Annotated in this window: 22 protein-coding genes; 12 read left to right on the top strand and 10 right to left on the bottom strand. The window is 67.2% G+C overall.

The features are described from left to right. Nucleotides 1–89 precede the first annotated feature (89 nt). Nucleotides 90–2,045 (top strand): ATP-binding protein, encoded by a 1,956-nt coding sequence (locus AC58D2_RS05520; protein WP_497388102.1) that lies wholly within the window; start codon nucleotides 90–92, stop codon nucleotides 2,043–2,045. A gap of 7 nt (nucleotides 2,046–2,052) precedes the next feature. Here the strand turns inward: AC58D2_RS05520 and AC58D2_RS05515 are convergent, their stop codons facing one another. The 3 genes from AC58D2_RS05515 to AC58D2_RS05505 are packed head-to-tail and all read right to left on the bottom strand — an operon-like array spanning nucleotide 2,053 to nucleotide 4,442. Then, nucleotides 2,053–2,913, bottom strand: coding sequence for a hypothetical protein (locus AC58D2_RS05515; protein WP_497388100.1), 861 nt, complete (start codon nucleotides 2,911–2,913; stop codon nucleotides 2,053–2,055). Nucleotides 2,914–2,936: 23 nt separating this feature from the next. Then, nucleotides 2,937–3,908 carry a diacylglycerol/lipid kinase family protein gene (locus AC58D2_RS05510; RefSeq protein WP_497388099.1) on the bottom strand — a complete coding sequence of 324 codons (972 nt, stop codon included), beginning with the start codon at nucleotides 3,906–3,908 and terminating at the stop codon, nucleotides 2,937–2,939. 18 nt (nucleotides 3,909–3,926) lie between these two features. Beyond that, entirely contained in the window at nucleotides 3,927–4,442 is a 516-nt protein-coding gene (locus AC58D2_RS05505; RefSeq protein ID WP_497388097.1) for a DUF2141 domain-containing protein, read from the bottom strand. 132 nt (nucleotides 4,443–4,574) lie between these two features. Between AC58D2_RS05505 and lptF the strand changes: the two genes are divergently transcribed. Both lptF and lptG read left to right on the top strand, forming a co-directional pair. Beyond that, a complete protein-coding gene (lptF, locus tag AC58D2_RS05500; RefSeq protein WP_497388095.1) occupies nucleotides 4,575–5,783 on the top strand; it encodes an LPS export ABC transporter permease LptF in 1,209 nt (402 codons plus the stop codon). After that, nucleotides 5,783–6,880, top strand: coding sequence for an LPS export ABC transporter permease LptG (gene lptG / locus AC58D2_RS05495; RefSeq protein WP_497388093.1), 1,098 nt, complete (start codon nucleotides 5,783–5,785; stop codon nucleotides 6,878–6,880). The genes lptF and lptG overlap by 1 nt, the downstream gene beginning before the upstream one ends. Here lptG and AC58D2_RS05490 read toward each other — a convergent pair whose 3' ends face one another. Further along, on the bottom strand, nucleotides 6,881–7,987 hold the full coding sequence (locus AC58D2_RS05490; protein WP_497388091.1) for a fatty acid desaturase family protein: 1,107 nt from the start codon (nucleotides 7,985–7,987) through the stop codon (nucleotides 6,881–6,883). 119 nt (nucleotides 7,988–8,106) lie between these two features. On the opposite strand from AC58D2_RS05490, the gene AC58D2_RS05485 reads away from it, so the two are divergent. The 3 genes from AC58D2_RS05485 (at nucleotide 8,107) to AC58D2_RS05475 (ending at nucleotide 11,933) form a co-directional block, all read left to right on the top strand. Further along, a complete protein-coding gene (locus AC58D2_RS05485; RefSeq protein ID WP_497388089.1) occupies nucleotides 8,107–9,276 on the top strand; it encodes a GNAT family protein in 1,170 nt (389 codons plus the stop codon). Between the two features lie 98 nt (nucleotides 9,277–9,374). Next, complete coding sequence (locus tag AC58D2_RS05480) at nucleotides 9,375–10,811, top strand: DUF1800 domain-containing protein (RefSeq protein WP_497388087.1); 1,437 nt, start codon at nucleotides 9,375–9,377, stop codon at nucleotides 10,809–10,811. Nucleotides 10,812–10,814: 3 nt separating this feature from the next. Further along, nucleotides 10,815–11,933 carry a DUF1501 domain-containing protein gene (locus AC58D2_RS05475; protein WP_497388085.1) on the top strand — a complete coding sequence of 373 codons (1,119 nt, stop codon included), beginning with the start codon at nucleotides 10,815–10,817 and terminating at the stop codon, nucleotides 11,931–11,933. Nucleotides 11,934–11,943: 10 nt separating this feature from the next. Here AC58D2_RS05475 and xth read toward each other — a convergent pair whose 3' ends face one another. The 6 genes from xth to glnE all read right to left on the bottom strand — a co-directional run bounded on the left by xth (nucleotide 11,944) and on the right by glnE (nucleotide 17,988). Further along, entirely contained in the window at nucleotides 11,944–12,714 is a 771-nt protein-coding gene (gene xth / locus AC58D2_RS05470) for an exodeoxyribonuclease III (protein WP_497388083.1), read from the bottom strand. Nucleotides 12,715–12,753: 39 nt separating this feature from the next. After that, the gene (gene erpA, locus AC58D2_RS05465) at nucleotides 12,754–13,098 is read right to left on the bottom strand and encodes an iron-sulfur cluster insertion protein ErpA (protein WP_497388081.1); all 345 of its coding nucleotides are present in this window, start codon (nucleotides 13,096–13,098) and stop codon (nucleotides 12,754–12,756) included. Between the two features lie 92 nt (nucleotides 13,099–13,190). Continuing rightward, a complete protein-coding gene (locus tag AC58D2_RS05460; protein WP_497388079.1) occupies nucleotides 13,191–13,850 on the bottom strand; it encodes a M23 family metallopeptidase in 660 nt (219 codons plus the stop codon). Nucleotides 13,851–14,020: 170 nt separating this feature from the next. Continuing rightward, a complete protein-coding gene (locus AC58D2_RS05455) occupies nucleotides 14,021–14,812 on the bottom strand; it encodes a ferritin-like domain-containing protein (RefSeq protein WP_497388077.1) in 792 nt (263 codons plus the stop codon). A gap of 3 nt (nucleotides 14,813–14,815) precedes the next feature. Continuing rightward, the gene (locus tag AC58D2_RS05450) at nucleotides 14,816–15,283 is read right to left on the bottom strand and encodes a peroxiredoxin (protein WP_497388075.1); all 468 of its coding nucleotides are present in this window, start codon (nucleotides 15,281–15,283) and stop codon (nucleotides 14,816–14,818) included. Then, entirely contained in the window at nucleotides 15,280–17,988 is a 2,709-nt protein-coding gene (glnE, locus tag AC58D2_RS05445) for a bifunctional [glutamate--ammonia ligase]-adenylyl-L-tyrosine phosphorylase/[glutamate--ammonia-ligase] adenylyltransferase (protein WP_497388073.1), read from the bottom strand. Before glnE ends, AC58D2_RS05450 begins: the two co-directional genes overlap by 4 nt. Nucleotides 17,989–18,137: 149 nt before the next feature. On the opposite strand from glnE, the gene AC58D2_RS05440 reads away from it, so the two are divergent. The 6 genes from AC58D2_RS05440 (at nucleotide 18,138) to AC58D2_RS05415 (ending at nucleotide 23,187) form a co-directional block, all read left to right on the top strand. Next, nucleotides 18,138–19,043 (top strand): SPFH domain-containing protein, encoded by a 906-nt coding sequence (locus AC58D2_RS05440; RefSeq protein ID WP_497388071.1) that lies wholly within the window; start codon nucleotides 18,138–18,140, stop codon nucleotides 19,041–19,043. Between the two features lie 110 nt (nucleotides 19,044–19,153). Continuing rightward, nucleotides 19,154–19,360, top strand: a complete 207-nt coding sequence (locus tag AC58D2_RS05435; protein ID WP_497388069.1) for a type II toxin-antitoxin system antitoxin — start codon at nucleotides 19,154–19,156, stop codon at nucleotides 19,358–19,360. Continuing rightward, on the top strand, nucleotides 19,357–20,334 hold the full coding sequence (locus AC58D2_RS05430) for an alpha/beta fold hydrolase (RefSeq protein WP_497388067.1): 978 nt from the start codon (nucleotides 19,357–19,359) through the stop codon (nucleotides 20,332–20,334). Before AC58D2_RS05435 ends, AC58D2_RS05430 begins: the two co-directional genes overlap by 4 nt. Nucleotides 20,335–20,338: 4 nt before the next feature. Then, a complete protein-coding gene (locus AC58D2_RS05425; RefSeq protein WP_497388065.1) occupies nucleotides 20,339–20,629 on the top strand; it encodes a hypothetical protein in 291 nt (96 codons plus the stop codon). A gap of 100 nt (nucleotides 20,630–20,729) precedes the next feature. Beyond that, complete coding sequence (gene rpe / locus AC58D2_RS05420) at nucleotides 20,730–21,404, top strand: ribulose-phosphate 3-epimerase (protein WP_497388063.1); 675 nt, start codon at nucleotides 20,730–20,732, stop codon at nucleotides 21,402–21,404. Nucleotide 21,405: 1 nt separating this feature from the next. After that, a complete protein-coding gene (locus AC58D2_RS05415) occupies nucleotides 21,406–23,187 on the top strand; it encodes a heparinase II/III family protein (protein ID WP_497388061.1) in 1,782 nt (593 codons plus the stop codon). Nucleotides 23,188–23,366: the final 179 nt, after the last annotated feature.

Genomic DNA, 23,366 nt, shown 5'->3' with positions numbered 1-23,366 from the left:
GATTCCTTTTCGCGGCGAATCGACCGCGGCGGCGGCCGCCAGGCCCTTCGCGCCTTTCCGCCGCGCGCGAATGCCGGTAAGACGAACCGGTGTTTGAACGGGACAGCGACACCGAGAACGAGGGCCGGCGACAACGGCTGCGCTTCTGGCTGACCGCCGGGGTCGGGGCGATCCTGGTCGGCGTCGTGACCGCGCTCGTACTGCTGCTGATGCGCGCGAACGACAATTACGACCGCTCGCTCGGCTGGCAGGCGCACAGCCTGGAAGTCATCTCGCAGACCCGATCGCTCGACGCGGCGCTGGCGCGCGCCGAGGCCGCGCTCGGACGCTTTGCGGTCGGGTTGCAGAAAGAAGATGGCCGCATCTATCAGCAGCAATGGGGCGTCGCGATGCAATATCTCGCCCTGTTGCAGCGCAATGTGCGCGACAATCCGCCGCAAGCGGAACTGGTCGAAAAACTGACCGGCGAACTCGAACGGCGCGGCGAACAGCTCGGCGATGCGGCGCTCAGCGCCAATTACAACCAGACCGTCGCCGCCATCTCCAAATATAATGCCGCGGGCCACGACCCGGCGCTGGGGCGGATCGACAAATTGCTGACCCAGCTGATCCGCGACGAGCGTGCCTTGCTCGCGCAACGCAACCGCGTCGCGGCGTCGGACCGGGCCAGCCTGAACCAGGCAATCCTGATGTTCTCGCTGCTCGGCGCCGCGGCCGCGGTGATCGCGATCGCCGCGACCTTTTCGCTGCTGCGCGCCGAAAGCGAACGCCGCCTGGCGCGGCGCGAGCAATTCGCCGAGAGCGAGCGAGCGAGCGAACTCGAGGCCGCCGTCGAGGCACGCACCGCCGAGTTGGAGGAAGCCAATGCGGCGCTGCGCAGCGAGATGGGCGAGCGCGAGACCGCCGAGGCGCAGCTGCGGCAGGCGCAGAAGATGGAAGCGGTCGGACAGCTCACCGGCGGCATCGCGCACGATTTCAACAATATGCTCGCGGTCGTCGTCGGCGGCCTGGAACTGGCGCAGCGGTGGCTGACCGAAGCGCCCGACAAGGCGCAGCGGCACATCCACAACGCACTCGACGGCGCCAATCGCGCCGCCGACCTGACCCGCCGCCTGCTGACCTTTGCGCGCGCCGAGCCCGCACGCCCCGAAATGACCGATATCGATGCGTGCATCCGCGGCTTTTCGGAACTGATGGGGCGCACGATCGGCGACCGCATTGCGCTGACCCTCGACCTTCATGCCGAAGGGCTGCATTGCCGAATCGACCGGCAGCAATTTGAAAATGCGCTGCTCAACCTCGCGGTCAACGCGCGCGACGCGATGGAGGGCCACGGGTCGCTGACGATCCGCACCCTCGCCGACGACGAGGACGAAACCGCCGCCCTCGCGGTGCAGGTGATCGATACGGGATGCGGCATGTCGCCCGATGTGCTCGAGCGCGTCTTCGATCCCTTTTACACCACCAAGCCCGCCGGACAGGGCACCGGGCTCGGCATGAGCCAGGTCTTTGCCTTCTGCCGGCAGTCGGGGGGCGAGGTCCAGATCAGTTCGGCCGAGGGCGAGGGGACGCGCGTCGCGATGCTGCTGCCCGTGGCCCGGCCGCCGGCGGCCGCAGCCGCGAGCGGCGCCGAAGCCGAAGACCGGCCGGCCGTTCCGGTCGACGCGCTCGACATATTGGTGGTCGAGGACGACCGCCGCGTGCTTGCCGCAACCGTCGATGCGGTAATCGAGCTGGGCCATGCCGCCGTCGCCTGTGCCGACCCGCTGGAGGCGGAGGCGATCGTCGCCGACCACGGCGGCTTCGACCTGATCCTGTCCGACGTGCTGATGCCCGAGCTCACCGGGCCCGAGATGGTAGCGCGATTGAAGGCGCGCTGGCCCGACCTGTCGGTGCTGTTCGTCACCGGATACGCCGGAGACGCGAGCGAAATCGCGAGTTTCGGCGACCATGACGTGCTGCGCAAGCCCTTCACCCTGGCCGCGCTCGACCAAGCTATCCGCCGCTGCGGCGACGCGCGCGCCGACATGCGGGTCGCGGGCTAGCGCAGGATCAGCGGATCGCGCCGCTCTTGACGAGGCGCGGCACCAGCGTCAGCGCGGCGACCAGCGGCCAGCGGCGTTGCCAGGGCTTGATCTCGATCTTCGTCCCCGCGTGGCGGTTGATCTTCCACGCCAGATAATCGATGCCGCCGGCATAGGTCAGGCTGGCCTTGGCAAGACGCACGATGCTGAGCAGCTTGCCCTCGATCCGGCGACGCGCCCAGCCGCCGCTCGCCGCGTCGGCCGAAATCGCCGCGATCGCCGGAACGCCAAATCGTTCGTAGCGGTCCGGGTCGGCGTCGACGACCGATTGCGCGCGATTGCCCCGTTCGGCGCGCAGCTCGACCGAATAGGTAAGCGCGAAGGCCCGGCGCCACCAGTCGAGCAGCGCCTCGCCGTCGCGGCGCCCCGCCGCCGCGAGCAGGGCCGGGGCCGCCCGCGACACCGCGGCGATCGCGCGATCGCGTGCCGTGTCGTCGACCGCCCAGACAAGCCGCGACGGTTGCGCGAAGCGCGCCCAGACCGAAACGTTGCGCGTTTCGGGCCCGTTCAGCCGATCGAAATCGCCTTCGCTCAACACCGCATATTTGGCGATCAGCCCCTCATGTTCGAAGGGAAAGACATTGGGGGGGATCAGCCGGTTGGCGACGGCGAGCCAGCCCTTGTCATAGGCATCGCCGTAATCGGACACGATCAGGTAGAAATCGAGCATCAAACCGTCGAGCGACCCCGCGCGCAGGCAGCTGCCGTAAAAGAGTACCGCGCGCGCACTGCCCGGATACAGGTCTGCAATCGCGCGCGCCATCGCGGCGACGCGCGGGTCGACGGGCGTCGACATCTCGCCGCGAACGAGGTCTGTCAGGGGCGTCATGGCGTCCACGGCTGCGGCCCCCGTCAGGCCGCGAGGCGAAGGAAGGGCACCGGCTGGGTCGATGTCAGGATGATCGGCTTGCCACCCTGGGCCTCGAAAATCTCGCCGTCGAGGATGACGTTCGAACGGTTGCCCTCGATGCGGATCTCGTCACCCTGCTGAAAATGCACGCCCGCCAGCTCGCGCTGTCCCAGCGTCCCGCGCCAAGTCGCGCCGAGCATGCGAAAGAGCGCCCCGACGCTGCTTTCGGTCGCGAGCAGCTTCATATGCCCCGCGGTTCCCGGCCTGTCGGCGGTGCGGATCGAGAGCAGCAGCTTTTCGAGCGTCGTCACGATGAGCAACGAGAATTTGCCCTTGAGCTCGCCCTGCCGGATCAGCGAGACGGTCATCGGTTCGGGCTTGGGCGGCAGGCGCCCGCCGCCGAGCCCGAACAGGATCGAGACGAGCGCAAGCATCGCGGCCAGGAAATGCGACACCCCGTTCGGAAGGCCGAGCGGATAGATGCGGTGCCGGCAATAGAGCATGATGTCGGCAAGATAGGCTCCACCAAGGAACATGCCGAGCACCGGACGCTCGCCGCCGCTGTCGAGCGCGATGAGCTGGCGCTCGATCACATGGTCGTCGAGCCCGCCGCTTTCGACCAGCTCGACGACGCGCTCGAGCGCCTTGATCGGGTCACCCTCGGCGCCGAGATCAAGCGCGATCAAATTGGTCTTGCCGTTCGGCAGCACCGCCACCGGCGGCGGCGAGCCGCCGAAATGACCGCCCGAATAAAGCTCGGTCAAAGCCGCCTGGACGGTGCCGTCGCCGCCGTTGATCGCAACGACGCGGGGGCTGACCATCGCGATCGTGCGAATCGCTTCGCCGATCTGGTCGACATGCTCGACCTCGTAATGGAAGATATCGGGATGCGCGGCGCAATATTCCCGGACCCTCGGCAGGAGGGCCCGGTTCCCCGTCGAACGGGGGTTGGAAAGAAGCGCGACGCTGGCCATTGCCCTCCCTAGTCCGGCTTAGTCGACCGGCTCGAACGAAAGCCCGCTGATATAGTTCAGCGTAACCGGCACCCGCTTCGTCGTGCTGCCGACCGCGAAGCTCACTTCGCCAAGCTTCGGTTTCCGCTTGAAGATGAAATCCGTGACCTTCATGTCCGGATTGCCCGACAGGCCGCCGCCATCGCTGCGGTCCGACTTGCCATTGCCGTTCAGGTCATGGCGCACCGAAATGACGTAGTTGCCCGGCTGCTTGACCGGCACGCAAACCTGCATCGCACCCGAACCCGAAACCGGTACGTCGATACGATCGAGCCATTTGCGCTTTTCGAGATAGCTCTTGTCGGCGTTATAGACCTGGACGCGCAGCGTCCCCGTGTGCGCCTTGAAACCGCGCACATCGACCAGCACCGCCGTCGCATTCTTGTTGCACAGATGAGCCGCCGGACCCAGCGTTGCGCCCTGCGCCGCGACGGGCGCGATCAGCGCTCCGGCAGCACCGGCGGCGAGTATCCCGGCGAAAAACATTTTCGACATGACCTCAATACCTCCAGAGGTTATAGCCACGCCAACCGCGCGAAAGCGCAAGCCGACATGGGTCCCTGTCGCCCTTGAATCGGCATATCGGAAACCTTTGCGGCCAAATCATGGTGATGGGGCGACGAAAGCTTGAACAGACTACCCGCCATCGACCGCTACATCACGCGTCTCATCTTCTTTCCCATGCTCGGCACGCTCGTCCTTTCGGCGATGCTGCTGGTGCTGGAAAAGATGCTGCGCCTGTTCGATTTCGTCGCGACCGAGGGTGGCCCGGTCAGCGTGGTGTGGCGGATGCTTGCCAACCTGATTCCCGAATATCTCTCGCTCGGCATCCCGATCGGGCTGATGCTCGGTATCCTGCTGGCCTTTCGCCGGCTCGCGACGTCGAGCGAGCTCGACGTCCTGCGGGGCGTCGGAATGAGCTTCGGGCGCCTGATGCGCATGCCGTATCTGTTCGCCTTCGCCCTTGCCCTGCTCAATCTTGCGATCGTCGGCTTCATCCAGCCCTATGCGCGCTATGCCTATGAAGGATTGCAGTTCGAATTGCGGTCGGGCGCGCTCGGCGCGTCGATAAAGGTCGGAGAATTCACGAAGCTTGGCAGCCGGATGACGTTGCGCATCGAACAAAGTTTCGACGACGGGCGATCCTTGCGCGGAATTTTCGTGCGCGGCGAGAATGACGATGGGCAGGCGGTGTCGGCGACCGCGGCACAAGGACAGTTCCTGGCGACCGACGATCCGAACACGATCATCCTGCGGCTGACCAAGGGCGTGCTGATCCATGAATCGCCGAAATTCCCGGTGCCGCGCGTCCTGACCTTCGACAACCACGACCTGCCGATCCCGCTGCCCAAGATCGAGGCCTTCCGCACCCGCGGCGGCGGCGACCGCGAGTTGACGATTCCCGAGCTGTTCGTGGTCGGGCGTGACAAGACCGAACCGCTGGCGACCCGGCTCGAAACGCGTGCCAACTTTCACTTCCGCATCGTCGAGGTCGCGTCGATGTTCCTGATCCCGCTGCTCGCGGTCGCGCTGGCGATCCCGCCCAAGCGTTCGACGTCGGCGCTCGGCGTCTTCCTGTCGATCGTCATCCTGGTGACCCAGCACAAGATCAACCAATATGCCGAGGATATGGGCGCGCGCGGCACGGTCGATCCGGTCATCGCGCTGTGGGTGCCCTTCCTGCTCTTCGCGGCGCTGGCGGTCTGGATGTATTATACGCTCGCCCACGTCCCCGGCGGCCAGCCGATCGGTGCGCTGGAGCGCGTCGCCGCCAAGGCGGGGCAGCGGGTCAAGGCGCTGTTCCGCGTCTTCCAGCGCAAACAGAAAATCGCCTGATGCACCAGCTCCATTTCTTTCCGTCGCGCACGATGGCGCTCTATATGGGCCGGCTGTTCTTCGTCCGCACCTTTGCGATCCTGTTCGCGCTGGTCGTGATCCTCCAGACGCTCGACCTGCTTGGCGAAAGCGGCAAGATTCTGGTGGTCGCGGGCAACGGCGACGCCGACGTGTGGCGCTATGTCGGGCTGCGCGTCCCGCAGATCATCGAAACCTTCCTGCCCTTTTCGGTCCTGCTCGGCACGATCCTGACGCTGATCACGCTCAACCAGAACAGCGAGGTGATCGCGATGAAGGCCGCGGGCATGTCGGCGCACCAGGTCCTCGCGCCGCTGTTCCTCGCCGCGCTGCTGGTCGCCGCGGTCAGCTTCGGCTTCAACGAGCGCATCGTCGCGCGCGCGACCGCAGCGCTGACCGCGTGGCAGAAAGTCGAATATGCCCAGGTCCCCAAGGATAGCGGGGTGCGGTCGAACATCTGGGTGCGCGAAGGCGACGACCTGATCAACGCGCAGACCGTCGAAACCGGGGGCCCGGCCATCGTCCTGCGCGGCGTCAAGATCTATGAACGCACCGGCGGCATATTATCCTCGATCCTGTCCGCCGACACCGGCCGCGCGGTCGAGGGCGGGTGGCAATTGACCAATGCGAAACGCTTCCTCCGCCGCTCGGGCACCGTCGAGGCGTTGGGGACGATCATTGCCGCAAAGGGCGTGCGCCCCGACCAGTTCACCCTGGCACAGGTCGACGGCGACGAACTGCCTTTCCTGCAGCTGCGGAGCGCGATCGCCGAGCTCGAGGCCGCAGGCCGCCCGGTCAATTCGCTGAAGGGCGTGCTGTGGCACAAGATTTCGGGACCGCTGTCGGCGATCTTGATGCCGCTGCTCGGCGCCGTGGCGGCATTCGGCCTCGCACGGTCAGGCAAGCTGTTCGTGCGCGCGATCCTGGGCATGGCGCTGGGTTTCGCCTATTTCGTCGCCGACAATTTCGCGCTCGCGATGGGCGACCTTGGCGCTTACTCGCCCTTTCTGGCGGCGTGGGGGCCGTTCATCCTGTTCGCGCTGATCGGCGAGATGATCCTGATCCGGACCGAGGAATAATCAGGCCGCCGCGCCCCGCGCCGAGCCCGCGACGAGGTTCGCGACGAGCCCTGGCAGGCTGCGATAATTGGCCTTGTGATATTGCGAATCGGTGGGCAGCGCGTCCTGCAGGCGGCGGTGCGCTTCGGGCAGCGCATGATAGGGTACGCCCGGAAGCAGGTGGTGCAGCGCATGATAGCGCAGGCCCACCGGCGCCCAGATTTCGGGGAGCAGGCCCGGCGGCGGGACATTGACGCTGTCGAGGAATTGCGCGGTCACGGTCAGCACCTCCCCGTCATTTTCCCACAGATGCGCGACGAGCGTGCGGATCTGATTGAGCACGATGCTCGCCGAGGCGATGCCACCGAAGACGAGCAGCGCGCGCAGCGGCACCCAGCCGAAGAGACCGGCGGCGATCAACAGCGTCGACCACGCCCACGCGCCGCCTTCCTGCCACGCCCATTGGCGGCGAAATTCGCCCTCGGGCGGCTTGCGCCGGAACAACGGATTGATGATCAAGCCCGAATAGCGTTCGCGCACCAGCCGGCGCAGCGGCGGGAACAGGAAAGACAGCGGCGTGAGCACCGCATAGCGAAAGACCAGCGCGAGCGGCGCAAAGGCGGCCGCGACGACGAACAACGGCACCGTCCACGGCTTCATCAGCGCGAGCGGCAGATATTCGGGATCCTCGACCGTGCCATATTTGGTCCGGTTGTGGTGCAGGCTGTGAATGCCTTCGTACATGAACGAAGGGATCAACAGCGGCACCCCGACGAGCATGTTCCACACCAGGCGAAAGCCCGGCAGCGCATTCTTGCGGATATGCGTAATCTCGTGGATGAAGCTGCCCGCGCGATAGAGGGCGAGCACCGCGACCAGCGCGGCACCGAGCATCCAGCCGGTCGACGGGGCGAGGATCGCGGCCGCGACGCCGGCATAGCCGACGAACGCCGAAGCCAGGAAATCGGTCCAATAAATGCGCGCGCTGGGCGCGACGAGGTCGCGGGTCAGTTCGGACGCGGCGCGGATCATCGCCATATCGTCGGCGATCGCCGACTTCGGCGTCTTGACCGTCGGCGACGCGGGGGGAGTCGCGGCGCGATCGGCGGAGGGAGTCATCGTCGTCATATCGGGCTTTTCACCATGATTTCGTGGCAGCAAAATGGCCGAATGCGGGTCGCCAGCGCCGCATCAATGCCGTAATGCGCGTCCACCAAATATAGGTGATTTCAACTAGGAAACCAGAGATGGCCGCACACGCCCAGGGTCCCGTCAGCATCATTCCGGTCAAGACAAAGGCCGACAAACGCGAATTCGTCGAGCTCGCCTTTCGTCTGAACCGAGGCGATCCGGCCTGGGTGCCGCCGCTGAAAGGAGAGGCGTTCGACCTGTTGACCCCCGGCAAGAATCCGTGGTTCGAACATGGCAGGGCGCAATTGTTCCTCGCGCGGCGCGACGGGCGCACCGTCGGGCGTATTTCGGCGCATATCGACGAGCTCGCGCTGGCCCAGCCCGCCGAACAGGGCATGGGGCCGGGAACGGGAAACTGGGGATTGCTCGAGGCGGAGGACGAAAACATTGCCCAGGCGCTGCTCGCGCGCGCCGAGGCCTGGCTGCGCGACCAGGGCATGACGCGCTCGCTGGGGCCGCTGTCGATCTCGATCTGGGACGAACCCGGCCTGCTCGTAGAGGGATTCGATACACCGCCGACGATCATGCTCGGGCACAACAGCGCGCTCTATTGCCCGTGGGTCGAGAGTGCCGGCTATCGTCCGGTCAAGACGTTGCTCAACTATTCGGTGCCGATCGCCGACGGCTTCCCGCCGATCGTCAACCGCATCGTCGCGGCGGGCGAGAAGAATGCGCGCATCCGCATCCGCAAGGTCGACAAGCGCAGGTTCGATGCCGAGGCGCGGCTGATCATGGGCATATTGAACGACGCTTGGTCGGACAATTGGGGTTTCGTCCCGCTCACCGACAGCGAGATCGCCTTCGTCGGCAAAAAGCTGAAAGCCCTGGTGTTCGAGGATTTGATCCGCGTCGCCGAACTCGATGGCGAGCCCGTCGCCTTCATGATCGTGCTGCCGAACATCAACGAGTTGCTGATCGACATGGACGGTTCGCTCCTGCCGTTTGGCTGGGCGCGGCTGCTGTGGTGGCTCAGGAAACCGAAGAGCCGCACCCTGCGCGTGCCGTTGATGGGCGTGGTCAAGAATTTGCAGAACAGCCGCATGGCGAGCACCCTCGCCTTTATGATGATCGAATTCATCCGCCGCGATGCGGTGGTGGAATATGGCTCGGAATATGGCGACATCGGCTGGGTTCTCGACGACAATCAGGGGATGATCGCGGTCGCGAAGGCGATCGAGGCGACCGAGAATCGCGTCTATCGCATCTATGACAAGCCTTTGACCTGAGGCCTTTTCGCGGCGAATCGCAAGCACGCGGCGCCGCTGGGACAGCTTTGCGACAAATCGCCGCCAGCCTGTTATCCCGAACAGGAAAGGCGGCGTTCATGGCGATCCAGTATCTGGCGGCGAACCGCTTCGGCCTGGGCCGCCGTTTCGACGAGGCGCCCTCCGCCGGCCATCCGCGCGACGCGCTGCTTCGCCAGCTCGACCAATTCGATCCCGCCCCGCCACCGATCGCCGCGCTCGCCAGCCGGGCGGAAATCGCGGAGGCTTACGTCGATTACCGCGAGGACCGCGCCGCGGCACGGCGCCCTGCCAAGACCGGCATGACCGCGGATGACGGGGCGATGGACGCGGCGATCGATCGGCAACGGCTGTCGCGATCGGCGATCCGCGATCATTATATCGCGGCGACCAATGCCCGCCTCGCTTCGGCGGTCGACACCAGCACCCCCTTCCCCGAACGCCTGTCGCATTTCTGGGCCAATCATTTCGCCGTTTCGACCGACAAGCTGCCGGTGATCGGCTTTGCCGGAAATTACGAGTTCGAGTCGATCCGCCCGAACATCATGGGCAATTTTTCGGACTTGCTGATCGCGGCGGTGCGCCATCCGGCCATGCTTCTCTATCTCGATCAGGCGCAAAGCTTCGGCCCCGAAAGCCCGGTCGCCGCGCGCATCCGCAGGCGGCGCGGCAAGCAGGGTCCGGGTCTCAACGAGAATCTGGCGCGCGAGATCATGGAACTGCACACGCTCGGTGTCCGCACCGGCTATACGCAGGCCGATGTGATCGCCTTTGCCAAGGCGCTGACCGGGCTGACCGTCGCCGGGCTCGGCCGCGGCGCGGGGCAGCGGCTGATGCCCGCCGATGCACGCCCCGGCGACACCGTGTTCATCGACCGGCTGCACGAGCCGGGCGGGCAGACCATCCTTGGTCGCCGGTACGACCAGCCCGGCGCCGCACAGGCCGAGGCCATGCTGCGCGATCTGGCGGTTCACCCCGCGACCGCGCACCATATCGCGACCAAGCTGGCGCGCCATTTCGCCGGCGATACGCCGCCCGCGCCGCTGGTCGACCGGCTCGCGCAGAATTTTCGGGAAACCGGCGGCGACCTGCCCGCTCTCTATCGCACGCTTCTGGCGTCACCCGAACCGTGGAGCGATGAGCCGGCGATGTTCAAGTCGCCGTGGGATTGGACGGTTTCCATGCTGCGCGGCCTGGGCATCGATGCGCTGGGGCGACGACAGAATGTGGCGGCGCTGTTTTCACAGCTCGGCCAGCCGGTGTGGCGGCCGGGATCGCCCGCGGGTTACGACGACCTGGTTGCCACCTGGGCCGGATCGGCGGCGCTGATGCAGCGCGTCGAGCTGGCCAGCCGCGTCGCGGGACGGGTCGGCGACCGGGCCGACGCGCGCGCGCTCGCCACGCTTTTGCTGGCCGATGCGCTGACCCCGGCAACGGGACAGGCGATCACGCGCGCCGACAGCCCCGGCCAGGGACTCGCGATGCTGTTCGCCACCCCGACCTTCTTGCGGAGATAGCCGATGATCCTCCCGCGCCGCTCGATCCTCTTCACCGGGCTGACCGCCGCCGCCGCGAGCGCCTTGCCGCGCGTCGCCTTCGCGGCCGCCGGAACGCCGAAGCGCCTCGTCTTCGTCATCCAGCGCGGCGCGGCCGACGGGCTCGCGATCGTCGCGCCGACCGGCGATCCCGACTATGCAGCCGCACGGGGCGCGCTGGCCGGGGGGGAGAGCGGGGGCGAACTGAACCCGTTCTTCACCTTGCATCCCGCGCTGTCCGGGAGCGCGGCGCTGTATGCGTCCAGGCAGGCGCATTTCGCGCACGCGGTTGCCACCGCCTATCGCGACCGGTCGCATTTCGACGGACAGAACATGCTCGAAGGGGGCGGGTCGCGTCCCTATGAGCGCACGGACGGCTGGGTCGGGCGCCTGCTCACCCTGTTGCCGCCCGCCGAGCGCGAGGCGCTGGCCATCGCCCCTGCCGTGCCGCTGGCGCTGCGCGGTGACCTTCCCGTCGGGACCTATGCGCCGAGCCGATTGCCGCAGCCCGATGCCGACCTACTCGCCCGCCTTTCGGCGCTTTATGCCGACGATCCGCTACTGCACCCCCTGTGGGACAGCGCGGTCAGGACACAGGAACTGGCGAGCGATATCGGAGGCAACAACGGCCGCAACGGGGCCGATCTGGGCCAGCTTGCCGCCTCGCTGATGACGCCGGCGGGCGGCGCCCGCGTGATGATGCTCGAAACCGGCGGCTGGGACACCCACAGCGGTCAGCGCGGGCGGCTGTCGGCGCAGCTTCGCGGGCTCGACCAGCTCGTCGGGGGCCTGCGCGAAGGCCTGGGGCCGACGTGGAACGATACGCTGGTGATCGTCGCGACCGAATTCGGACGCACGGTCGCGGTCAACGGCACCGGCGGCACCGATCACGGGACCGGATCGGTCGCGCTCTTCTTTGGCGGCAAGCTGAACGACGGCGGCCAGGTTTCCGCCGACTGGCCCGGCCTGGCGCCCGCGGCGCGGCTCGATGGGCGCGACCTCAAGCCGACGCGTAGTCTGGAAAGCGTGATCGCGGGCGCCGTCGCGCACCATTATGCCCTCGACCCCGCGCGGGTGACCGCGACGCTCTATCCCGACGCCTGACCGCTGCCGTTCAGCGGAACCGCGCCCAGGTCGGCGCATGGTCGCTCGCCTTTTCGCGTCCGCGATGATCCTTGTCGACCTGTGCGTCGATCAGCCGGTCCGCCATCGCCGGGCTCAACAGCAAATGATCGATCCGAAAACCGTGGTCGCGTTGCCACGCCCCCGCCTGATAGTCCCAAAAGGTCCAGACATGCCCCGCGGGGTGCCGGCTGCGCAGCGCGTCGGTCCAGCCGTCGCCGAGGATGCGAAACCAGGCATCGCGCGATTCGGGCTGCATCAGCGCGTCGTCGGCCATCGCGCGTGGGTCCCACACGTCGTCGTCGTGGGGGATGACATTATAGTCGCCGGCCAGAACCGCGGGAATTTCGGCGGCAAGCAGCGCCTGCGCACGCGCGCGTAGCCGCGCCATCCAGCGCAGCTTGTAATCGAACTTGGGACCGGGCTGTGGATTGCCGTTGGGCAGATAGATCGACGCGACGCGCACCCCGAGCGCATCGGCCTCCAGATAGCGCGACTGTTCGTCCTCGTCCTCGCCTGCGAGCCCGCGCTGGATTTCGACCGGCTCGGCGCCGCGCGCCAGGATCGCGACGCCGTTGAATCCCTTTTGTCCGTGATAGAGCGCGCCATAGCCTGCGGCTTCGATCTCCTTGGTGGGGATCGTCTCGTCGCTCGATTTCAGTTCCTGAAGGCAGGCGATGTCGGGCTGCGTTTCCTCAAGCCATTCGACAAGCCGCGGCAGGCGCGCCTTGACGCCGTTGATATTGAAGGTCGCGATTTTCATCCGCCCCCTATGACAGGAAGCGAAAGCCTAAGAAAGGCGTCAGATCGCGAAGCTGGATCCGCAGCCGCATCCCGCGGCGGCATTAGGATTTTCAACCTTGAACGACGATCCGCCGAGCGAATCGACAAAGTCGACCGTCGAGCCGCGAACGAGGTCGATGCTCACCGGATCGACGACCAGTTTCACCCCGTCGGTTTCGGCAACGATATCGTCCGCATCGATGCCCTCGGCCAGCTCGAACCGATAGGTGAAGCCCGAACAGCCGCCGCCGTCGACGGCAAGGCGCAAAGCCGGCTCGGCATCGTCGCCCTTGCGCGTCGCGATCCAGCGAACGCGGGCGGCCGCGGCGGGCGACAGGGCGATTTCGGACAGCTGCTGTTCCATATCCGCAAGATAGGGGGTCGCGCCCCAAATGAAAAGGGCGCCTCGGCCGCCGGCCGGAGGACGCCCCCTCCTCTCCGATCTCGTGTGAGGCTTTAGTCTTCGGGGCCGCCCATCGCCATCTTGGCCTCCTCGCCGGACAAGGCGGCGATCGCCATCTGGTCCGAGCGGACGAACGGCAGCGGGTTGACCGGCGAGCCTTCGATACGGACTTCGTAATGCAGGTGGTTGCCGGTCGAGCGGCCGGTCGACCCGACGTAACCGATGATATCGCCCTTCTTCACCTGTTCGCCCGAATGGACGACGAAGCGCGACATATGGCCGTACCGGGTCTGAATCTCGTTGCCGTGATTGATTTCGACATAATTGCCATAGCCACCCAGGCGCTGGGCGCGGCCGACGATCCCGTCGGCGGTGGCATAGATCGGCGTGCCATAGGGTGCGGGAATGTCGATGCCGTTGTGACGCGCGACCCGGCCGGTGATCGGATGGACGCGCATGCCATAGGAGGAGGACAGCGACATTTTTTCGATGGGACGGCGCGACGGAACCGCGACGCCGAGCGATGCCGTCAAACCCGTGTCGAGGCGCTTCCACGCCTGGAAGACCGCCCGCGCTTCATTGTCTTCGCCGACCGACGGCGCGATGCCGGGATCGAAACTGTCGTCATCGGGTTCATCGGGGACGACCACGCCGGCGTCGGCATTGTCTTCGACGGCATGCGCAACCTGGGCGGTCAGCCCCGTCGTCGCCATTGCACAAAAAAGGAATCCGAGTCGGAACTTCTGCGTCCAGCTTGCGTTTCGCACGTATCGACCCCGCTATTCGCCATGTCGCCGGTGGGTGGTTCGCACACCGCCGGTGCCGGTTGTTCATCGTGGATGGGATAATTCCCTGCCCGCGACCGTTGGTGCATGGGCAAAGGTTACGAAGCAATAACCGCGTAGTATTCTTGCGTTAAACCGGCATTGCGGCGCGCCGAGTCGTTGAATGGCGCCTTCAAACTCCCCCGAAATCGCGATTTTACGAGGGTTTGCCATGTCGCCTGCGGTTCGACCCGCCGTTCGTCGCACAGCCACTCGAACCAGCGCGTCCCCGCGCTCACATGGCGGATTTCGTCGGCGTAGATGCGATCGAGGATCCTGGCCGACGATTCGTCGCCGACGCTGCGAAAGCGCGCGACCGTCGCCGGGGTGACATCGAGCCCGCGCGCTTCCAGCACCATCGGGACGATTGCGAGCCGTGCCAGCGCGTCGTCGGCGGTCGCCTCCGCCGCCTCCCACAATCCGGCATGAGCGGGCAGGGCGCCGTAATGGCTGCCGAGCGCGCGCAGCCGGCGGTCGAGCAGGGCGAAATGCATCGCCTCATCGGCCGCCACGCCCAACCAGTCGTCGACGAAAGCGCGCGGGAAGCCGCCGCCGAAACGCCCGACGAGGTCGACGGCAAGGTCGATCGCGACGAATTCGATATGCGCGAGCGCATGGATCATCGCGATCCGTCCGCGCTCCGACCCGCCCTTGCGCCGCCGCGGCATCTGTGCCGGGGCGAGCAACTCGGGCGTTGCCGGCCACGCCGGCCGGTCGGGCATGGCGGCGTCGCAGCTATGCGCGATCTCGCCGCGCCGCCACGCCCGCGCAAGCGAGCGCGCGGCGCGGCGCTTGTCGTGCGGATCGCGGGTCAGCAGGACCGCGCGCGCGGCGTCTCCCAGCCTCGTCATCGCCTAAAGCGCCTTCGCAGCCTCCAGGACGGCGTCGGCATGGCCTTTCACGCGCACCTTGCGCCATTCCTTCGCCAACGTGCCGTCGGCGCCGAACAGGAAGGTCGAGCGTTCTATGCCCATATAGGTGCGCCCGTAATTCTTCTTTTCGACCCAGGTGCCGAACGCCTCGCAGACCGCGCCGTCCTCGTCGGACGCGAGCCGCACGGTCAGCCCATATTTGTCGCGAAACTTGCACAGCTTCGCCGGCGCATCGCGCGACACGGCGATCACATGCGCGCCCAGATGTGCGAAATCGGGCGCAAGGCGCGTGAAGTCCTGCGCCTCGACGGTGCATCCGGGCGTGTCGGCCTTGGGATAGAAATAGACCACCAGCGGTGCGCCCGTCAGGCTGGCGAGATCGATCGTCGCCCCGTCGGCGTCGGCGACCTGCACCGGGGGAATCGCATCCCCGGGGGCGATTGCGCTCATGCTTCACTCTCCTGCTGTTCGTTGCGGGGCCGAATCGCGGCCCACCAGTCCGCGACCTCCTGCCGCGCCGCGTCGTGCGCTGCAAGCAGCGCGGGCCAATCGTCGCATCCGCACGCCGCGGCGACAAGCTGCCGCGCCGGCGCGGTCGACGGATCGCCTTCGGGGGCGGTCAAGCGGAGCATGACGAGGATGCGCGTCAGCAGGTCCTGCGCCGCGACCACCGGCGGCGGTGCGAGCCCCGCCGCGACGAGACAGGCGAGCGCGGTGGGGATGTGCGGGTCGTGACAGCGGCCCGATTCGAGCTGGACCACCTGCATCGCGAACTCCAGATCGACGAGGCCGCCGGCCCCGCCCTTTACGTCGAGCGCGCCTGCGGCGGGCTTGTGGGCGGCGATTTTCGCCCGCATCCCCGCGGCGTCACGCGCCACCCCGTCGCCGCGCGACCCGGCCAGAACATCGCCGATAACCCGCCCGACCGCACTCCGTGCCGCGTCGCTGCCATAGACCGGCCGCGCGCGCAGCAGCGCCATATGCTCCCACGTCCAGGCTTCTTCGCGCTGATAGCGTTCGAAACTGTCGACCGTGACGACCAGCGGCCCCTGCGCACCCTGCGGCCGCAGCCGCACATCGATGTCATAGAGTTTTCCGGCTGCGGTCGGCACCGACAGAGCACCGGTCACCCGCTGGGCGAGGCGGTTGTAATAGGTCGTCGCGCCAAGCGGACGCGAGCCGTCCGATTCGGCAAGGTGGTCGCCGGTGAACAGGTAGATAAGGTCGAGGTCCGAGGCGTGGGTAAGTGCCTGCCCGCCGAATCGCCCGAGGGCCAGAATCACGAGTTCGCTGTACGGTACGCGGCCGTGCGACTCGACGAATTCGGCAACGGTCGCGTCGGCGAGCACTTGCAGTGCTGCTTCGGCGAGGTCCGAATAGCCGCGCGCAATCACCAGCGGGTCGGCGCTGCCCGCGACGAGCTGCGCGCCATAGGCGAAGCGCCGCTCGCCGACGCGATCGCGCACGCGGTCCAGCACCCGTTCGTAATCGAGCCCCGCCAGCCCGGGCGCCCATTCGGCGATCAGCTCGGGCTGGCTTGCCGGCGCGTCGAAAGCCCGCGCATCGATCAGGCCGTCGATCAGCTCGACCCGCGCGCCGAGGGCGGTGGCCAGGGTCGGCGCCAGCGACAGGATGCGCGTCGCGACCCTGGCAAGCGCGGGTTGCGCGGCGAGCAAATGAAAGAAATTGACCGCGCTGGGCAGCCCCGCCACCAGCTTGTCGAAGCGCAGCAGCGCGCCAGCGGGGTCGGGTGCGGCGCCAAGCGCCTTCATCAGTTCGGGAAGCACCGTCTCCAGCGCCTCGAGCGCGGCCGGGCTGCGCAGCGCGCGCAGCGTCCCACCGCGCCATTCGGCGATGGTGCGCAGGGCGGCGTCGGGCGGATCGAATCCCAGGCCCGCGAGCCTCGCGGCAAGCTCCTTCTCCTCGCGCGGCAGCCCCGAGGGCGCCGCGCGATCGGCAACGAGCGCATCGTAACAGGTGCCGACATCGTCCACCACCGGACGCAGGCTGTCGAGCAGCGCGGCACCGTCGGCTTCGCCATCGAGCCGGGCAACCGCATCGAGCGCCGCCGCCTGCACGGGAAGGCTGTGCGTCTGCTGGTCCTCGATCATCTGCAGCCGATGCTCGATCCGGCGCAGCGTCGCATAATGGCTCGACAGGCGGGTCGAGATGCCGGTGTCGATCCGCCCGGCGGCGGCAAGCGCCGCAAGCGCGTCGACCGTCGCGGGCACCCGCAACGCCGGATCGCGACCGCCATAGATCAGCTGGTGGACCTGCGCGAAAAACTCGATCTCGCGAATGCCGCCGCGCCCGCGCTTGAGATCGTAGCCGAGTCCGAAGGCCTGCCCCTGCGCGAAATGGTCGCGGATGCGGTCGCTCATTGCGCCGATTTCGCCAAGCTGGCGGAAGTCGAGGCTGCGACGCCAGATGAAGGGCTGGATTGCAGTCAGAAAGCGGGTTCCGAGCGCGCGGTCCCCCGCCGACGCGCGGCTGCGGATGAACGCCGCCTGTTCCCAGGCGAGCGCTTCGGATTCATAATAGGAGATGGCGGCGTTCACCGGCAGCACGATCGGTGTCACTTCGGGATGCGGGCGCAGTCGCAGGTCGACGCGCAGCACATGACCGTCGGCGGTGCGCGCCGAGAGGATTTCGACGAAGCGTCGCGCGATCCGTACCGCCGCCTCGTCGGGGTCGTCGCGCTCGCGGCGCGGCAGCGTTTCGGGATCGAAGATCAGGATCGGATCGATGTCCGACGAATAGTTGAGCTCGAAACTGCCGAGCTTGCCGAGCGCGATCACGGCGAGTCCGCGCGGTTCGGCGTCGGGGACGCGCTCCGCGAACGCCGCCGCGAGCGCCAGATCGCATGCGGCATCCGCGAAATCGGACAACAGGCGCGTGGTCGTGGCCACGTCATGCTCGCCCGACAGGTCCCCGAGCGCCAGCAGCAGCGCGATCCGGCCGCGCCATCGGCGCAGCGCCGGCATGATGTCGTCGTCGACGGCCGGCGGCGCCACCTCGGCCATCGCGGCATCGGCGCCATCGGCAAGGAAGCGCGCCACGTCGGCCGGATGAAGCTCGGCAAGGCGCGCCAGGAAGGGGGCATGAACGGTCAGCCGGTCAAAGGCCGACTGACGGGTGGCGGGTGGCGGGCTCATCGCAGCCCGCTATCGCCCGCACCGCGAGCCTTTACAAGATCCGCGCCGCCCGCTTGCGGGTGATGGGTGCGGGGACATGGTCGGCAAATCCGCTTGACGGCTGCTCGAATTGATATAATTATGATATCGGATTTATATCGGAGGGTGTCATGAGTGATTCGAACCTGAGTGCTGCGCTCAATCCGACGCGCGAAGTGCGCGCCGCGACCGCGAGCGGATATCTGATGCTGTTCGCGTGGCTGGCCCTGCTCGGTCTCGCGCTGTGGGCGGGGATCAGTAACGGCACCGCTGCCTATCAGGTGGCGTGGAAATGGGTGGTCGTCGTCGTCTCGGCGGTGATCGGCACGCTTGTTCTGGCAGGCTTCTACCTGATCAATCCTAACGAGGCTGCCGCGATCCAGCTCTTCGGCAGCTACAAGGGCACCGACCGCGCGACCGGGCTGCGCTGGGTGCTGCCGTGGCTGACGCGCAAGAAGATCGCGGTGCGCGCGAACAACATTATTTCGGAGAAGATCAAGGTCAACGACCTTCGCGGCAACCCGATCGAAATGGCGGCGCAGGTCGTGTGGCGCGTCACCGACACCGCGCAGGCGCTGTTCGACGTCGACGACTACAAGGAATTCGTGATCGCGCAGATCGAGGCGGCGGTGCGCGCGATCGGGTCGCGATATCCCTATGACGATATCGAGGACCAGGAAATCACGCTGCGCGGCAACCATGACGAGATTGGCGTCGAGTTGAAAAAGGCGCTGATCGAACGGCTCGCGGTCGCGGGGATCACCGTCGACGAATGCGGCCTGACCCACCTCGCCTATGCACAGGAAATTGCCGGGGCGATGCTTCGCCGCCAACAGGCCGAAGCGGTGATCGGCGCGCGCAAGAAACTGGTCGAGGGCGCGGTGACGATGGTCGAGATGGCACTCAACCATTTGTCGGAAAAGGATGTCGTCCACCTCGACGACGAACGCCGCGCGACGATGGTGTCGAACCTGATGGTCGTGCTGTGCAGCGAGCGCGACACCCAGCCGGTCGTCAACGCCGGAACGCTCTATTGAACTGAGATATCCGTTCGTGTCGAGCGAAGTCCGGAGACCCGTCGTGGCCATTGGCTCTCTCGGCATCTCGATATCGCTCGATGCGAACGGGAAGTGAGGTTGGTTTACTCATGCCCGCGCCCGCCAAGAAGGCCTTTGCCCTCCGCCTCGATCCCGCGCTCTACGCGGCGATCGAGCGCGCGGCGGCGGCCGACCTACGCAGCGCCAATGCCGAGATCGAAGTGCTGCTGCGCGAGGCGCTCGCCCGCCGCGGCGTGAAGCTCGAGCCGCCGTCCCCGCCCAGGCGCGGACGGCCACCCGGAGGAGGAAAAAGATGATCCGCAAGGCTGTCCTTGGCGCGGTGTTGGCGTTTACCCCGATCCCCGGCTCCGTTGCCGCCGCGCCGGTCTCTGTCGACATGACGGTGCCGGGTCCGCAGGGTCCGCTGGCCGGCACGCTGCTTGCCGCCGATCCGGCCGATGCGCCCGTGGTGCTCATCCTTCCCGGGTCGGGCCCGACCGATCGCGACGGCAATAGTCCGATGGGTCTGCACCCGAACAGCTATCGCCTGCTCGCCGAAGCCTTGGCGGCCAAGGGCGTTTCTGCGGCGAGGATCGACAAACGCGGCATGTTCGCAAGCAAGGATGCCATTGCCGACGCGAACAAGGTGACGCTCGCCGCCTATGCCGAGGATGCGCGGAAATGGGTTCGCGCCCTCGCCGACAGGAGCGGGACCCGATGCGTCTGGATCGCCGGGCATAGCGAAGGCGGTCTCGTCGCGCTGGCCGCCGCGCAGGATCCGCTCGTCTGCGGCCTCGTCCTGATCGCGACCCCCGGCCGGTCGCTCGATGCCGTGATCCGCGAACAGCTTGCGGCCAATCCGGCGAACGCTCCGCTGCTGGCCGATGCCGACACCGCGCTGGATGCCCTCGCTCGCGGCGATCATGCAGACGTGTCGGGGATGCACCCGGCCTTGGCCAACGGTCTTTTCAACCCGGCGGTCCAGGATTTCCTGATCGACCTGATCGCCCATCTGCCCGCTCCGATGATCGCGGCGGTCGACAAACCGATCCTGATCGCAAGCGGCGGCAGCGACCTGCAAGTCTCGGTCGCCGATGCCGACGCCCTGGCCGCCGCCCAGCCGAAAGCCGCGCGCATCCGGATCGACGGCATGTCGCACACGCTGAAACATGTCGAGGGCGAAGGGCGCGCCGCCAACATGGCAACCTACACCGACCCCGACAAACCGATTGAGCCTCGCCTGGTCACGGCGATCGCCGATTTCATCGAAACCCATCGCGGGAAGGAATAGACCGATGCTGCATCTGTTTCTCGACGACCGTCCCTGGTTTCGCGCCAAGGCCCGTGGCTATGGCACCGGCTTGCCAATCGCGTGGCAGGGGTGGGTCATGCTCGCCGCCCACGTTGCGTTGATCATGGGGCTGGTGACGCTGCTTAGCGGCCACCCGCTGGTCGTGACGATCCTGGTGGTGCTTGCCGCATTGGCGCCGATGCCGCTCTATCGCAAGCGCACCGAGGGCGGGTGGCACTGGCGATGGGGTGGCGGCTCCGGCGAGCCGCGCGGCGGCCGGGGACGGCGCAAATAATCCGTCCGGTTCGCAGGATCGGCGCATTATCCACCGACTTTGCCGCAGACAGCTTCGCAGCCTGCTTGCCCGCCCACCGCTTGATGGTTAAGGGCGGTCCATGACCGCCGAAACCCCTGCCCCCGTCCGCATCGCCCCTTCGATCCTGAGCGCCGATTTCGCCGCGCTGGGGCAGGAGGTGCGCGCGATCGAGGCGGCGGGTGCCGACTGGGTGCATATCGACGTGATGGACGGCCATTTCGTGCCCAATCTGACGATCGGTCCCGCGGTGGTGAAAGCGCTGCGCCCGCATTCGACCCTGCCCTTCGACGTCCATCTGATGATCAGCCCGGTCGACGGCTTCCTAGACGCCTTTGCCGCCGCGGGCGCCGACATCATCACCGTTCATCCCGAAGCGGGGCCGCATATCCACCGCAGCGTTCAGCACATCAAGTCGCTCGGCAAGCAGGCGGGTGTGTCGCTCAATCCCGCGACGCCGGCCAAGATGCTCGACTATCTGATCGACGAGATCGACCTTGTCCTGGTGATGAGCGTAAATCCCGGCTTCGGCGGGCAGAGCTTCATCGCGAGCCAGCTTCGCAAGATCGAGGCGGTGCGCAAGATGATCGACAAGTCGGGCCGCGACATCCGGCTGGAGGTCGATGGCGGGATCGATGCGGCGACCGCGCCGCAAGCGATCGCAGCGGGCGCCGACGTGCTCGTTGCCGGAACCGCGACCTTCAAGGGCGGGCCCGACGCCTATGCCGGCAACATCCGGCGCCTGCGCGGCGCCTGACATGGGCGAAGGGCGCCCCTTGACCGCGGCCCCGGCCGACCCGCTGCCCGATACGGCGGGCGACGGCGCGCCGCTCGACGACACGATCGAGCCCGGCAAGAGGCTGATCCGCCTGCCCGCCGAAAAGGGGCTGTCGCTTGGCGACCGTATCGCCAACCACATCACCCGGCTGACCTGGCGCACCCCGCTCCACGCCTTTCGCCTGAAGGGGCGCTTCCCGCTCAAGCTGCTGGGCGTTCCCGAAGACCCGGTGCCCGGCGACGTGCGCGCGGGCACCGCGATCCGCGCCGGGCATTTCCTCCACCGCGGGCTGAAACTGCCGATCGGCGACCTCGATTTCGCCACGCTGGCGGTCGCGCCGACCTTTGCCGATTATCTGCACAGCTTCGCCTGGCTGCGCGACCTCGCCGCCGCGGGCACGCGTGCCGAGACCGCGCCGATCGCCGAGGCGATGGTCCGCCAGTGGCTCGCCGTGCATGGCGAAACGGTGAGCGAGCCCGCGTGGAGCGCCGAAAACAGCGGCTGGCGTATCCTGTTCTGGGCCGCCCACGCGCCGCTGATCCTCTCGTCGAGCGATCTCATCTACCGCTCGGCGGTGCTCAACCACCTCGCGCGCGCCGCACGCCACCTCGACCGCGTCGCCGACAAGACGCGCCCCGGGGTCGGCCAGCTCGTCGCGTGGGTCGGCATCGTCGCCGCGTCGCTGCTGATGCCCGGCGGCGAACCGCGGCAGGTTTTCGGCGAGGCGGGGCTGCGCAAGGTGCTCGAAACCAGCTTCTATGCCGACGGCGGCAATATCTCCCGCTCGCCGCAGGCGCAGCTCGACGCGATCATGGCGCTGTCGATGCTCGCGCGCGCCTATGACATGCGCCGCATCGACCTGCCTCCCTTCGTGCAGGAGGTTCTCGACCGCACCGTTCCCGCGCTGCTCGGCCTGACGCACAGCGATGGCGGCATGGGAAGCTGGCAGGGCAGCGGCGCCACCGACGCCGCGGTCATCGACGCGATCGTCGAGGCGAGCCGCGTGCGGACCCGCCCGCTCAAGCAGGCGCGCGACTGGGGCTATCAGCGGCTGGTCGCGAACAAGGTCGTCGTGCTGGCCGACGCCGCGCCGCCGCCGATCGCGCGCGTGACCGAAGCCGGTTGCGCCTCGACCCTCGCCTTCGAACTGTCCGATGGCGGCGAACGCATCGTTGTCAATTGCGGCGGCGCCGCGCTGACCGGCGCGACGATCCCCGCCGACCTTGCGCGTGGCCTGCGCACCACCGCGGCGCATTCGACGCTGACGATCGCCGACAGCAATTCGACCGCGATCCTGCCAAGCGGCGCGCTCGGCAAGGGGGTGACCGAGGTCGAACTCGACCGACGCGAGACGCCGCAGGGCAGCCGGCTCGAGATGAGCCACGACGGCTATGCGCGGCGCCACGGGCTGATTCATCGCCGACTGCTCATCCTGTCCCCCAATGGCCGCGAGCTTCGCGGCGAGGACATGCTGCTCCCCGCCCCGCGCAGCCGGCGCAAGGCGGAAAAGGCGTTCACACTGCGCTTTCACCTCGGGCGGACAATCTCGGCGAGCCTGACCGCCGACAAACTGGGCGCGCTGCTGCGGATCGCCGGCGGCCCGCTGTGGCAGTTCCGCACCTCCGAAGGGACCCTCGAGGTCGAAGAAAGCCTGTGGGTCGACGGCGAGGGCCGGCCGCACCCGAGCGAGCAGTTGGTCGTCACCGGCGTGGCGCCGGCGGGCGGCGCGAGCATCGGCTGGCTGTTCAAACATATCGGCTGACGATGCGGCAGAGCTGCGGCGGCTGTTTCATATGGTTTCGCACGAAGCCACGAAGATGTCTTCACGTCCGTTCGTGCTGAGCTTGTCGAAGCACCGTCTTTCTCGCAACCCGGAAGAAAAGAACGGCCCTTCGACAAGCTCAGGGCGAACGGAGTTGAGAGATTTCTTCTTGGCTTCGT

Source organism: Sphingopyxis sp. CR5, from assembly GCF_059693785.1.
Note: the sequence above shows the minus strand (reverse complement) of the source record. Positions and strands in the feature narration are given on the sequence as shown.